Consider the following 13,782-nt stretch of genomic DNA (forward strand, 5'->3'; position numbering starts at 1 on the left):
GCCTTCGTGATCGGAGTGTGTGGTGGTTCGGTGGCGATCTGGGCTCCGTAGGTCTCTCGCGGTTTCGGCCCTGTGCCTTGTCGGCGGCGCGCTGGTCGCGCTGCCCACCGGTGCGTCCGGTGCCAGCAATGCCGAACTCGTGGTCGACTACAGCTGTACGGGCGGGATCGCCCTGGGAAGCAGCGTGGTGAACCTTCGGACCAAGGTGTCGATTCCCACCACGCTCACGGTCGGGGAGCCGCTCAACATCGGCTGGGCCCTCAACTACAAGAACGGCGACCCGGCAAGGTTCGGCTCTCCGGGCTACTTCGGCCCCGGGGGCAAGGTCTTCGTCACCGGGAACGTGCAGGTCTCCGGGAGCTGGGTCGGCGTCCTCCAGCCGAAGGGCTCCGTCGACCAGCCGGGCAAGCTGCAGCCGGGAAAGATCCTGAAGCTTCCCGACGGGATCTCCGACTCCGCCCACACCGACAGGGCGGGCACGCTCAAGGTCAGCCCCCGGAGGCTGTTCGTCGACTTCATGCCTCCGGCCGGTGAGGTCGTGGTCAACAACGACGACCCCCAGGTGACATACCACGCGAACAGCGACTGGGAACCCGTGATCAACGAGCCGCTGAGCATCGGCGACTACGGCCGCGACCTCCACCGTACGACCACGGGGGGCTCCTACGCCGACTTCACGTTCACCGGCACCGGGGTCGAGTACATCGCCCGGCGCAGCAAGGACGCGGGGAGGGTCGGGTTCAAGATCGACGGTGTGGACGCCACGCCGTCCTTCGTCGACGCCTCGAAGAACGCCGACGGCACGACGACGAACGCCGCGCACGAGGGTGGGGTCACGCTGTGGAGGTTCAACGGTCTTAAGTACGGCAAGTACACCCTCCGCGTCACGAACATGGATGGCGGCAAGCCCGCACACATTGACGCCTTCCGGGTGATCACGAGGGAGCTGGCGAATCCGCCGGCCGATTACCGGGCGACCTGCACGCTCGTCAGCGCGCCGGTCTCGGTGGACGTCACGATCTCCGAGCCGGGCGGATCCTCTTCGCCCAGCCCGACGATCACCGTGACCTCGGACCCCTCCGTCACACCCACGATCACCCCCACCTTCACTCCCACGATCACACCTACCCCCACGGTCACCCCGAGCTCGAACGGCGACCAGAACGGCAACCAGAACGGCGGGACGAACAGCACCACCAGGAGCACGACGACCTCGACGCCCAAGCCGACCCTGACCGTGACCGCCACCGTCACCCCCACCAGGCCGACCCCCACCGCGCCACAGGTGATCATCACCCCCAGCGGCGGGGCGCAGACCGGTGAGGCTCCGGGGGGAGGCTCCGGGCTGGGGCTTCTCGGCGCGGGCACGGCGATGGTGACGGGAAGCGCACTGGGCGGTGTGGTCTTGATGAGGCGGCGGGCGGCACACGCGCGCGGCCAGAGGGACAGCTGAAGGAGGCGCCGGATGTATCAAGGACCCGTGCAGGGCGGTCCCGACCCCTACCAGGGCCGGGGTCCGGCTCCCAAGCCCAAGGGGAGCATGCTGATGGCCGGGCTCCTCGTGGCCGGGTCGCTCGGCGGGGTGGCCGCGATCATGGCGGGTCTGCTCGCGTACCTGACTCCGGCGCTGGAGGAGGAGCCGTACGGCCCGCCCGTGCCGCAGGCGGCGGACAGCAACATCCAGATCCAGGAGGTCCCGGCCGCCGGCCAGCAGCCGGCGGGAGTGACGCCGTCCTCCGTGGGGCCGGGCGGGCTCGACGCCCCTCTGACGGCCGCCGCGCCCACGGCGGCGCCGCCGCTGCCGGTGGTCATGCCTCCGGAGCCGTTGAAGAGCGACGGTGTGAAGCCCCGGCGGCTGGCCATCCCGAAGATCGGCGTGCTGGCCCCGCTGATGGCGCTCAGCGTCGACTCCAAGCGGGAGATCCAGACGCCTCCGCTGAGCAGGCCCAACCAGGCGGGCTGGTACAAGCACGGCCCGATTCCCGGGCAGCAGGGGCCCTCGGTGGTGCTCGGGCATGTGAACACCAAGAAAGGCGCCGCCGTCTTCAGCCGGCTGAAGGAGGTCAAGCGCGGAGACAAGATCAAGGTCTCCCGTTCCGACGGAAGCCTCGCGGAGTTCACGGTCGACGGGGTGGAACAGGTCAGCAAGGCGGCCTTCCCGTCGAAGCGGGTCTACGGCAACACCGGTGAGGCGACCCTGCGGCTGATCACCTGCGGTGGTGTCTACAACAGCAGGACCGGTCACTACACCGACAACATCATCGTCTACGCGACCCTGTCGAAGACCCGTCGAGCCTGACCGCGCCGTACCGCACGGCCCGAGAGCCGGGCGCGGTGCTCGCCGAACCGGCAGGTCACGGCCCCTTCGCCGCCCGTCGCCGGTCGTTAGCCTCCCCGGTGATCCGGGTAGGAAGTCGTACAACAGGAGACGACCCCCCGAATGATCAGAAGGCGGGGGTGTGTCCAGGTGAGCATCGTGCGAGCCGGGGTCGTGGCCGTACTCATAGGGGTGGCCGCTCTCGGCGCGGTCCAGCACCCGAAGTCGGGAAACGAGCGATCCACGGGCTGGGGTGCCAAGCGTCCCGCGCACTCGACGCCGAAGCACGCCGGGGGCTGGACGACCAAGAACTGGGGCAACGGGGGACGGACGGCCGAGCGATCGAGGACGAGCATCGAGCGCAAGGGGAACTGGGGCTTCGGGCGGCCGAGATATTCGGACGGCGGACGGCACCGGGCCAGGGCGGCCGGACGGGGGGATCCGGGGCGCGAGCGCGGCGAGAGATGGGGGTTCGGGCGCGACGGGGACCGGGGGTTCGGGCGCCATAGGGACCGGGAATTCGGGCGCGACAGGGATCGGGAGTTCGCGCGGCCGGCGTGGGCCAGGCAGGGCGAGCGGCGCCGTCGTCACGGGTACGGATACCGGCGGGGACACCGGCACGGAAACGGCTGGTCGAGTGAAGGACGGGGCGGGCGCGGGCGGTGACGCGAGGACACCCGCCCGTCGCCGGGAGCCGGTACGGTGCCCGTTCGGCGGTCGGGGCGGGTGGAGGGCCGGTTCGCCGTCCGGGCTCGGGGCCCGTGAGCCACCGGTTCGCCGTCCGGGGCCCGGACGGGGCCCGGACGGTGCCGGATCGCCGCCTGAGGCCGATGCGGGGATGTGAGGCCGGGGCCAGGTCCGGGAACAGGGACGCGTGACCGTCTGTTGACCCGGGTTTCCCCTTCCCGCACCGAGGAGTGAGCGATTGGTCGCTCACTCTTTTTTTGTGGCCGACAAGACTGGGACACATCCGGGGAAATACCTCAGGAGACGGTCATGTGGTCTTATCTCAGTCAGAATCGCTTCTGATCGTTAATCGCATGTCCGGTCCGGGTATAGCCGTTTATGCGAATGTGTCTCCCCCGCTGAACCAGAGCGAGGGGTGTACACAGGTGAGCAAGGCGCGGGCCGGTGTGCTGGCCGTATTCGTAGGGATCGCCGCGATCGGTGTCCTCCACCACGCTGATTCGACGGGCACGCGATCCGCGAGCCCCGCGGACGAACGATCCGCTGCCTCGACGGCCGAGCGGCCCGCGAGCTCCACGGACGGACGGTCCGTGAGTTCCGCGGCCGGGCATGCCGCGAACCCGGAGGCCAGGCATTTCGGCCGCCACGAGGTCACGCCGATCGTCATCGCACACCGTGGAGCCAGCGCGTTCCGTCCCGAGCACACGCTTCTCGCGTACACGGTCGCCATCTCGATGGGCACCGACTACATCGAGCCCGATCTCGTCTCGACCAAGGACCACGTGCTGGTCGCCCGGCACGAGAACGAGCTCTCGGCGACCACCGACATCGCCAGACATCCCGAGTTCGCCGACCGCAGGACGTCCAAGGTCATCAACGGCATCCGGCACACCGGCTGGTTCACCGAGGACTTCACCCTGGAGGAGCTGCGTACCCTCCGCGCCAGGGAACGCTTCCCCAAGGAGCGGCGGGACAACACCGCGTACGACGGGACGGAGCGCATCCCGACGCTCGACGAGGTGGTCCAGCTCGCGCAGAAGCACGGGGTGGGCGTCTACGCCGAGACCAAGTTCCCCTCCTACTTCGCCTCGATCGGGCTGCCGCTCGAGGAGCCGTTGCTGGAGACCTTCGCGCGGTACGGATGGGACGACGAGCGGGACCCGGCCTTCATCCAGTCCTTCGAGACCGGGAACCTCAAGCGGTTGCGTCCCCTCACGCGGCTGCGGCTCATCCAGTTCGTCGGCGCCACCGGCGCCCCGTACGACCTCGCGAGCGCCGGTGACCCGCTCACCTATGACGACATGGTCACCCCGGAGGGGCTGCGGGAGGTCGCCGAGTATGCCGACGGCATCGGGGTGGTCACCAAGCGGATCGGTCCCGGTGATCCCGGAGGTATCGACGGCAGGCCGGTGTCGCCTGTCGCGCTGGTCAGGAACGCCCAGGAAGAAGGGCTCCTGGTCCACGCCACGACGGTTCGCAAGCTCGCCGCGCGGCTCCGGGCGGAACTCAGGGGCGACACCTCCGGCGGGCGCGCCACCGAAGAGGTGAGGAGGTGGCTGAAGCGCCTGTGCAGGCTCAAAGTGGACGGGGTGATCGCCGACGACCCCGGCCTGGCCCGCGCCGTACGGGACCAGCTTCGCACCAGAGACTGACGCGCACCGGCACGCACCGGGTCTGACCGGCGGACGCGCCCCCCGTCATCGGGTCCGCATGGCCGCCCGTACCCGCTCAAGGGTGATCGGCAGGTCCCGCTGCCGGAAACCGGTGGCGTGGAAGACGGCGTTGGCGATCGCCGCGGCGGTGCCGACGATCCCCACCTCGCCGATGCCCTTGGCGCCGACCGGGTTGAGCTCGTCGTCCTGCTCGTCGATCCAGTGGGCCTCGATCCCGCGCACGTCGGCGTTCGCCGCGATGTGGTATCCGGCCAGGTCGTGGTTGACGAAGTCGCCGAACCGGGGGTCCAGCTCCAGGGCCTCGTGCAGGGCCATGGAGATCCCCATCGTCATGCCGCCGAGGAACTGCGAGCGCGCCGTCCTGGCATTGATGATCCGGCCGCACGCGAAGACCCCCAGCAGCCGCTCGACACGGACCTGCCCGCTGTCGAGGTTCACCCCGACCTCGGCGAACTGCGCCCCGAACGAGTGGCGCGCGAAGCGCTTCCACCCGGCGAGGTCCTCGGCGGTGTCCGCCCGTGCTCCCAGGCCCTCCGGGGGGACCAGGCCGGACCGCTCGTCGAGATCCTTGACCAGCGCCCGGCAGGCCTTGCTCACCGCCCAGCTCCAGGAGGAGGTGCCCATGGACCCCCCGGCGAGTGCCGCGGGGCCGAAGACGCTGCGGCCCACCCTGACCGTGACCCGGTCCATCGGCACGCCGAGCTCGTCGGCGGCGACCTGGGTGAGCGCGGTGCGGGCGCCGGTGCCGATGTCGGCCGCGGCGATCTCGACCACGAACCTGCCCGTGGGCTCGGCATAGGCGGCCGCGGTGGACGCGCTGGTGTAGACGGGGTAGGTCGACGACGCGACGCCGGTCCCGACGAGCCACCGGCCGTCCTCGCGGACGCCCGGCGTGGGGTCGCGCCCGGCCCAGCCGAAGCGTGCCGCCCCCTCACGCAGGCAGGCGACCAGGTTGCGGCTGCTGAACGGGAGGCCCGACTCGGGGTCGGCCGAAGGCTCGTTGACGATCCGCAGCTGGACGGGGTCCATCCCGAGGGCGTACGCCAGCTCGTCCATCGCCGACTCCAGGGCGAACATCCCCGGAGCCTCGCCGGGAGCGCGCATCCACGAGGGGCTCGGCACGTCCAGCCGCAGGAGCCGGTGGACGGTGTGGCTGTTGGGCGTCGCGTACATGACGCGGCTGGGCGCGACCGTCTGCTCGGTGTACTCGACGAGTTTCGAGCTCTGCTGGAGCGCGTCGTGCCACACCGCGGTCAGCCTGCCGTCGCGTTCGGCCCCCAGGCGTACGCGCTGCACGGTGGGCGTCCGGTAGCTGACGAGCGCGAACATCTGCTGCCGGGTCATCGCCACCTTGACCGGTCGTCTGACGGCGCGGGCGGCCAGCGCCGCCAGCACGGTCGGCGGGCGGGTCGCCGCCTTCGACCCGAAACCGCCGCCGACGTGGTCCGCGACGACGCTCACCGCGCTCTCGGGAAGGCCGAACAGCTGGGCGATCGCGGTCGCCGACACCCACGGTGCCTGGTCGGCGTTGTAGAGCGTCAGGGTCTCGCCCTCCCAGAACGCGATCGTGGCGTGCGGCTCCATCGGGGTGGCGTTCTCGGGCGGGGTCGTGTAGGCGGCGTCCACGCCGACCGGCGCCGCCACCAGGGCGCTCTCGGCGTCACCCCACTCGACCGTCCCCGTCAGACCCGCGTTGACCTTCTCCGGAGAGGAGATCCGCGGGCTGCCGGGATCCAGCACGACCTCGTACTCCTCCTCCTCGTAGTCCACGCGCACGGCCGACGCCGCCTCGCGGGCCCCCTCCAGGGTGTTCGCGACCACGGCCGCGACGATCTGCCCCCGGTAGGCGACGTCGGCCGACTGCAGGACGGCCAGCTCGGCGTCCTGCACGGGACGCAGCCGGGAGACGTTGCCGCTGTCCAGCACGGCGATCACCCCCGGCAGGGCCAGCGCGGCGGCGCCGTCGACGGAGCGCACCCGCCCCCGGACGATCGTGGACTGCACCGGCCAGACGTAGACGGCGTCCGGTACGGGGTACTCGTACGCGTAGCGGGCCACGCCGGTGACCTTGTCGCGTCCCTCGATCCTGACCGGTGCCCCGCCCACCACCTTGTCGAGAGTGGTCATCCCCGCTCCTCCCGAGTGAAGCCGTTCCCCGTGGACCCCGCCGGTTCGGTGAGATCTCGGACGCTCGCCGCGATCAGGTCGCCGGCCAGCCCGATCTTGAACTCGTTCCGCGGGAGGGGGCGCGCCGCCACGAACTCCGCATCCGCGGCCGCCAGCAGCAGCGTCCTGGTCGGCCGGTGGCCGGCCAGCATCCTCTCGGCCTCCCGGGCCCGCCACGGCACGGGGGCCACCCCGCCCAGCGCCAGCCGGATCTCCCGCAGCGAACCGTCGGCCTCCGTCGCGACCACCGCCGCGACCGAGACCACCGCGAACGCGTAGGACCAGCGGTCGCGGACCTTGCGGTACAGCATCGCCGCGCCGTCCGGGGGTGGGGGCAGCTCGATCCCGGTGATCAGGTCACCGGGCTCCAGCACCGTCTCCCGGTCCGGAGTGTCGCCGGGCAGCAGGTAGAAGCGGGAGAGCGGGACCGCCCGCTCGTCGCCTCCCGCGAGCCTGATGTGCACCACGGCGTCGAGGGCGGCCATCGCCACCGCCATGTCGGAGGGGTTGGTGGCCACGCACGCGACGGAGGTGCCGATCACTCCCAGGTCGCGGTGGTCGCCGCCGATCGCCGAGCAGCCGGTACCCGGCTCGCGCTTGTTGCACGGCTTGGTGACGTCCTGGAAGTACGGGCAGCGCGTGCGCTGCAGCAGGTTTCCGCCGGTGGTGGCCATCGACCGCAACTGCCCGGAGGCCCCGGCCAGCACCGCCTGGGAGAGCGCGGGAAAACGTTCCCTGATGCCCTGGTCGCCGGACAGGTCGCTGTTGCGCACCATCGCGCCGATGAGCACGCCGCCGTCGGCCCGGTGCTCGATCCGGTCGTACGGCAGCCGGGTGATGTCCACCAGCGTCGCCGGCTCGACCACGCCGAGCTTCATCAGGTCCACGAGGTTGGTACCGCCGGCCAGGAACATCGTGCCGGTGCCGTCGAGGACGGCGGTGGCGGCGGCGCCGGGGTCGGTGGCGCGCTCGTAGGTGAAGGGCCTCATCGCGCGCTCCCGGGATTCCACCCGGAGAGAACCGGGTCCGGGCCTCCCCCGCCGGCCGCGTCGAGGACGGCTTCGACGATTCCGGCGTACGCCCCGCAGCGGCAGAGGTTGCCGCTCATCCGTTCGCGGACCTCCTCGGCGTCCAGGGCGCCGCTGGAGGCGACGCCCGCGGCGACGTCCTCGGTGACGTTGCTCGGCCAGCCCCGTTGCGCCTCGTCGAGCGCGCCGATGGCCGAGCAGATCTGGCCCGGCGTGCAGTAGCCGCACTGGAAGCCGTCGTGATCGAGGAACGCCCGCTGGACGGGGTGCAGATCGTTCGAGCCGGCCAGGCCGGCCACCCCCTCGATGGTGACGACCTCCTGCCCGGCGGCCATGACCGCGAGCGTCAGGCAACTGTTCACCCGGCGGCCGTCCAGCAGGACCGTGCACGCCCCGCACTGCCCGTGGTCGCATCCCTTTTTCGTCCCGGTCAGCCCGAGATGTTCCCGTAGCGCGTCCAGGAGGGTCACCCGGTTGTCCAGGGAGACGGAGTGGTCGACACCGTTGATGCGCAGCGTGATCTCGCTGCTGAACGCTTCGACTGCCATGCGTTTATCCTGTCAATTCCCCAATGATGGGGGGATTTGTGATTAATCTGAAAATCCAAAAGAAGCGGTAATCGTGGTGCTTCGAGAATCACGGGGGAATCAAGGGGCCGCCAAGACCGGTGACACCCCGGCCCGGTACGAACAGGTGGCCGCGGCACCCCGGGGCGGGGCCGGAGCCCTGGCCCGTCCCCGGCTGCCGCGGCCGTCCGGCCACGTCAGCCCGGTCGCCTGCCGGCGGCCATCGCCGACGCGGTGGCCCCACGCCGCCGGAACCGCTGCCGGCCCTGGTCCAGCATGACGACGAGAACGAGCACGGTTCCCTTGATGACGATCTGCCAGAACTCCGACACGCCCATGAGCACCAGGCTCTCGGCGAGAAGGCCGACGACACAGGCCCCGATGAGAGCGCCTCGTACCGTGCCGAGCCCCCCGCCCAGCGCGGCGCCGCCGAGGATCACCGCGGTGATCGCGTTGAGCTCGTACGTCTCACCGGCCAGCGGCGTCGCCGAGGCCAGCTCCGAGGCGATGACGAGACCCGCGAGCGCGGCGCAGCCACCGGAGATCACGTACACGGCCGTCCTGACGCGGTCGATCGGGACCCCGGAGAGCTCCGCGGCCCGCTCGTTGCCGCCCGCGGCGTACAGCCACCGTCCGAACGGCGTCTTGGCGAGCACCAGCGCGACGGCGACGGCGAGGAGGACCGCGATCCAGATCACCACCGGGAGGCCGAGCGGGCGCCCGGTGCCGAGGACCTCGAAGCCGGTGTTGCCCAGCTCGGGGTTGCCGTTCAGATTGGGATAGGTCGAGCCGTCGGAGATCAGCAGCGCGATTCCCCGCGCCACGTACAGCATGCCGAACGTCGCGATGAACGGCGGCACCTTGAACCGGGTGATGACGACGCCGTTCACCAGGCCGACGAGCATGCCGACCGCGACGCAGAGCACGATCACGCCCCACACGGGCGGGTAGGCGAAGGCGTCGGCGAACCCGAGTTCGAGTCCTTCGAGCAACTCGCCGGCGACGACCCCGGAGAGCCCGGCGATCGAGCCCACCGACAGATCGATGCCGCCCCTGACGACGACCAGCAGCACGCCGAGCGCGATCACCGCGTTGATCGCGATGTGCTTGGCCACCATGACGAGGTTCGGCGCGGAGAGGAACGTGTCCGACAGCAGGCCGAAGGCCACGATCATGGCCACGAGCGCGATGAGCGCCCGTAGCTCGAACAGGCTGTTCACCAGGGAGAGGCGGCGGGCCTCGGCTGTGGCCTTCCCCGGCGGAGAGTGACCTGGCGGCGCCGGTGCGGGGGGCGTTTCCCGAGGCGTCACCCCGCACCGTCCCCGTCCGTGCTCGTGCCGGTGTCCCGATCGATGTCAGGGTCGATGTCCATGGCGGTGGAGGCGCTGCCGTCCGAGACCTTCAGCAGTTCCTCCCGGGTCGTCGTGCCGCGCCGGAACTCGCCGACGAGGACCCCGCGGGCGAGCACCAGCAGGCGGTCGGGGACGCGCAGGGCCTCCTCGGCGTCCGACGTGGTGAAGAGGACGGCCAGGCCGCGTTCCGCCTGTGCCGCGATGAGCTCGAAGATGTCCGTCCTGGCACCGACGTCGACGCCGCGCGAGGGTTCGTCCAGCAGGAGCACCCGGGGGGCGGTCAGCAGCGCCCTGCCGATCATCACCTTCTGCTGGTCGCCGCCGCTCAGCGACGCGACCGACGCCTCCGTGCCGCCCGTCCCGACGGTGATGTCGGTGATCATCCGGCAGACGGCTTCCCGCTCGCGGTCACGGCGGATGAGCAGCCGCCGGACGAACGCGCCCAGCCCGGCCAGGGAGAGGTTCTCCCCGACCGACATCGTCTGGACGAGGCCGTCGCGCCGCCGGTTCCCCGGGACCAGGATCATGCCCAGGCCGACGCGGTCGCGGATCCCCACGTGCTCCAGCGGGGTGCCGGAGAGCAGGACGCGGCCCGACTGCGAGGGGATCCGGCCGGCGAGTGCCTCCAGCAACTCGGTGCGGCCCGAGCCCGTCAGCCCGTAGATCCCCACGATCTCGCCCTCCCGCACGGTCAGGGAGAGGCCGTCGACGGCGAGGCGGCCGGGGTTGGCCGGGTCGGCCACCACGAGGTCGCGCAGGGTCAGCAGTTCCTCCCCGGCGACCGCGGTACCGCGCGGGAACCGGTCGCCCTGGTCGCGGTCGGTCATCCGCTCCACGACCCACCGGACGCCGACGTTGTCGGCGTCCGCCGTGGCGACCAGCCGCCCGTCACGCAGTACGACGACGTCGTCGGCGATCTCCAGTGCCTCCTCCAGGTGCGTGGAGACGTAGACGATCGCCACGCCGTTCGAGGCCAGCTCCTTGATGATCCGGAACAGGACCTTGACCTCGGGGGCGGTGAGCGCCGAGGTGGGCTCGTCCATGATCAGTACCCGCGCCTCCTGGAGGAGTGCCCTCGCGATCTCGACGATCTGCTGCTCGCCCGGAGTCAGGTCACCGACCAGCCGGTCGGGATCCAGATACTCCTCCAGGCTGTGGAGGACCGCCGCGGCGGTGGCCCGCTGGGACGAGCGGTCGATCACCCAGGGGCCCCCGCGGATCTCCCTGGCCAGGAACAGGTTGTCCTGGATGCTCAGGTTGGGGCAGAGGCTGAGCCCCTGGTGGACGATCGCGACGCCCTGGTCGGCGGCGTCGCGGGGCGACACGAACCTGACGGGCTCCCCGTCGAGCTCGACATGGCCGGTGGTGGGGTGCTCGATCCCGGAGAGGATCCTCATCAGGGTCGACTTGCCGGCCCCGTTCTCGCCGAACAGCGCGGTCACCCGGCCGGCGGCGACGTCGAAGTCGACGTCCCGGAGCACGTGCGTGTTCCCGTACACCTTGGTGACGTCCCGGGCGCTCAGGACGGTGGTGGTCGGGGTCCTCACGCGATCTCCTTGATCGAGACCGGGGTGATGGTCACGACGGAGGGGGTGAGGAAGCTGAAGGCCCCGACGAAGGAGATCTTCTTGCCCTCCAGCCGGGGTGCGTCCAGGTTCTTGAGCAGTTTCTCCCGCATCTGGTCGTTCAGCGCGGTGGCGGCGTTGGCGTACTCCACCTGATCGAGGAACTGCCCGAAGCTGATGAACCCCACCGCGTCCCGCAGTGCCGTGCCGTTGATGATCGGACCGACCTGCAGCGAGACCCGGGTGTCGGGGGGAAGGCCGGGCACGGTCACGTGCATCAGTCCCGACCTCACCGTCCCGGCCGTGCCGGCGCCCTCGACCGCGAAGGTGTAGGGGCCGTTGCCGTGCCGGACGCCGTACCGCTTCCCGGCCGCATCCACGTCGGCGTTCATGGCCTTCACCAGTACGGGCAGCTCGACGGCCTTCCTCTCGATCGCGGGCACGACCTTGTCCTCGTACGTCCGCGCTCCGTACGCGGCCGGGTCGAAACGCCGGGGACCCGCCGCCGCGACGGACTCCGCCGAGCGGTACTGAGTGCTGAACCCGATGGCCGCCAGGAGTGCCACCGCCAGGGCGACGGCGATCCATCTCACCGGGATCCGCCGGCGGGGCACCTGCCCGCCGCGCGCCCGCGATGCAACCGGCGTGCTCATCTCAGTCCTTCCAATGGGGAAACCTCAAGGTGATCGCTGATCCATCCGCTGGGGGAGAGCCCCGGAAGGGGCTCGCGGCCGGGCGGGGGAAGGCTTACCGGAGAGCCCGGGGATGATCGTCGCTGTTCGGCGAAGGCGTTCGGCGGAACCCTTCGGACGACGCGGCGTGCCGCCGGGGAGTCCTCACGCCCGCGGGGCGGCGAAGTGATCCTCGCGGCCCACCGGGCCGAGGGCGCGGTGATGCTCTTCATGCCCCGTATACCCGTTCGCACGCCTTCCACCGAATCCTTCCCGAACGGGAACCGGTCGAGCCGCCGGACGCCGTCCAGCCCGCGCGGCGACCTCGCGGGCGAACGCGAGGCCCCGGTCAGATGAACGGGCCGATGACCACGGTGGGTGTGTCGATGAAATATTTCAACAACCCAAACGGATATTCGGAGCGTCCGAATCGGGCCCACCGCAGGTTCCACCCTGCCCGATGGGGCTTCCGTAGGGTGATCTTTAAGTGTGGCCACACCAGTTTTGACCTGGTTTTTTACATATATCCGGACGCTGATTGCCAACCCCGGGCCGCCCGTCCCCCCGGGCGGCGGGACCCTCGGGCGGGCTCCGTGAGGTGTCTCCCGCACGTTCCGTGTCCGGCCGGGGTCCGGCCCGACCCGCCACGACGGGCTTTACCGATGTACGGTGTCGTTTGCTGTGGGATAGATGGGAATTTGTGTCCGTTTAGCCGACTTGCTCGCGTGGCGCGGTCTGTGTTCGTAGGATCTATGCCGAACCTTGACCACAACCTGTAAGCCTCGGCGGCCGGTGTGAGGCCGGCCGATCAAGCTGGAACGAGGAGAAACTGTGCTGAAGTCCAAGACGCGGCTGCGCGTCGCGGTCAAGACGGCCGTGATCGCTACGGCGGGCGCAGGCATCTTCGGTGCGTTTCCCGCGCTCGCCTCCATCTACGCCGCTCCCACACCGGTGGCCTACACCTGCACGCTCGCCGGTGCGCCGTCACCGTCGGCGACGTACACCTTCACCATGGACCTCACCGGTCCGGCGGCGGGAGTGGTGAACTCCCCCCTGGTGGCGACCTGGAAGATCAGCCCGCCGGCCGCCCTTCCCTCCCTCACCCCGTCCGCGCCGGCCCCGGCGGGCGCGAGCCTCGTCGCCGACGCGGAGATGCAGATCAGCGCCAGCCCCGCGGGAGTCCTGGCGCTCCCCACGGAGCTCCGCCCGATCCTGGTCACCGCCGCGCCCCCGGTCGCCGGGCAGCCGGTCACCGCGCCTCCGCTGGTCGTCACGGTGACCCCCCTCGCGACCGGGGTCGTCGCCTTCCAGCCCGACGCGTTCACCCTGCTCCTGGCGGCCGGCGCGGCGGGTGCCGGGAGCGAGGCCGAGCTGCTCGACTGCGCCCCTCCCCAGGCCGCCCAGGCCTCGCCCGCCGCGCTGCGGGTGACCGTGGGGACGGGCAGCCCCAGCGCGAGCGCCAGTGCGAGCGCCAGTGCCAGTGCCAGTGCCAGTGCGAGCGCCAGTGCCAGTGCCAGTGCCAGCGCGACCCCCAGGCCGACCCTCACCGTCACCCAGACCAAGACCTCCGACCCGGTACCCGACCCCGACTCCGACGAGCAGATCGACGAGACCCCCAAGGGCGCCGCCTCCACGGGCGGCGGCGGTGACGCCGGGCCCGACGCTCGGATGATCATGTTCAGCGGTGTGCTGACGGTGGCCCTCGCCGGAATCGGCGGGCTCGTGCTGCGGCGTCGCACCGCCGGTCGCGGCTGATC

At 70.9% G+C, this 13,782-nt stretch carries 11 protein-coding genes; 5 read left to right on the forward strand and 6 right to left on the reverse strand.

Annotated features, from left to right (window positions below):
* Positions 1–22: 22 nt before the first annotated feature.
* From ACVCAG_RS16980 to ACVCAG_RS16995, 4 genes are all read left to right on the forward strand, one after another.
* Positions 23–1,453 (forward strand): hypothetical protein, encoded by a 1,431-nt coding sequence (locus ACVCAG_RS16980; protein ID WP_440082782.1) that lies wholly within the window; start codon positions 23–25, stop codon positions 1,451–1,453.
* A gap of 12 nt (positions 1,454–1,465) precedes the next feature.
* Positions 1,466–2,299, forward strand: a complete 834-nt coding sequence (locus ACVCAG_RS16985) for a class F sortase (protein WP_440082783.1) — start codon at positions 1,466–1,468, stop codon at positions 2,297–2,299.
* Between the two features lie 168 nt (positions 2,300–2,467).
* Positions 2,468–2,983, forward strand: coding sequence for a hypothetical protein (locus ACVCAG_RS16990; RefSeq protein WP_447190012.1), 516 nt, complete (start codon positions 2,468–2,470; stop codon positions 2,981–2,983).
* Positions 2,984–3,594: 611 nt separating this feature from the next.
* On the forward strand, positions 3,595–4,656 hold the full coding sequence (locus ACVCAG_RS16995) for a glycerophosphodiester phosphodiesterase family protein (RefSeq protein ID WP_447190013.1): 1,062 nt from the start codon (positions 3,595–3,597) through the stop codon (positions 4,654–4,656).
* A gap of 45 nt (positions 4,657–4,701) precedes the next feature.
* On the opposite strand, the gene ACVCAG_RS17000 is transcribed toward ACVCAG_RS16995, so the two are convergent.
* The 6 genes from ACVCAG_RS17000 to ACVCAG_RS17025 form a co-directional block, all read right to left on the reverse strand.
* Entirely contained in the window at positions 4,702–6,804 is a 2,103-nt protein-coding gene (locus ACVCAG_RS17000; protein WP_447190014.1) for a xanthine dehydrogenase family protein molybdopterin-binding subunit, read from the reverse strand.
* Positions 6,801–7,832 carry an FAD binding domain-containing protein gene (locus ACVCAG_RS17005; protein WP_440082787.1) on the reverse strand — a complete coding sequence of 344 codons (1,032 nt, stop codon included), beginning with the start codon at positions 7,830–7,832 and terminating at the stop codon, positions 6,801–6,803. The genes ACVCAG_RS17000 and ACVCAG_RS17005 overlap by 4 nt, the downstream gene beginning before the upstream one ends.
* Positions 7,829–8,419, reverse strand: a complete 591-nt coding sequence (locus ACVCAG_RS17010; RefSeq protein ID WP_440082788.1) for a 2Fe-2S iron-sulfur cluster-binding protein — start codon at positions 8,417–8,419, stop codon at positions 7,829–7,831. The genes ACVCAG_RS17005 and ACVCAG_RS17010 overlap by 4 nt, the downstream gene beginning before the upstream one ends.
* Positions 8,420–8,634: 215 nt before the next feature.
* A complete protein-coding gene (locus tag ACVCAG_RS17015; protein WP_440082789.1) occupies positions 8,635–9,657 on the reverse strand; it encodes an ABC transporter permease subunit in 1,023 nt (340 codons plus the stop codon).
* A gap of 86 nt (positions 9,658–9,743) precedes the next feature.
* Positions 9,744–11,336: an ATP-binding cassette domain-containing protein gene (locus ACVCAG_RS17020; RefSeq protein ID WP_440082790.1), complete on the reverse strand. Its 1,593-nt coding sequence runs from the start codon at positions 11,334–11,336 to the stop codon at positions 9,744–9,746.
* Entirely contained in the window at positions 11,333–12,007 is a 675-nt protein-coding gene (locus tag ACVCAG_RS17025; protein WP_440082791.1) for a DUF2291 family protein, read from the reverse strand. The genes ACVCAG_RS17020 and ACVCAG_RS17025 overlap by 4 nt, the downstream gene beginning before the upstream one ends.
* A gap of 849 nt (positions 12,008–12,856) precedes the next feature.
* Here ACVCAG_RS17025 and ACVCAG_RS17030 point away from each other — a divergent pair.
* Positions 12,857–13,780, forward strand: coding sequence for a hypothetical protein (locus tag ACVCAG_RS17030; protein WP_447190015.1), 924 nt, complete (start codon positions 12,857–12,859; stop codon positions 13,778–13,780).
* Positions 13,781–13,782: the final 2 nt, after the last annotated feature.

The sequence above is a fragment of the Streptosporangium sp. G12 genome (genome assembly GCF_052983175.1).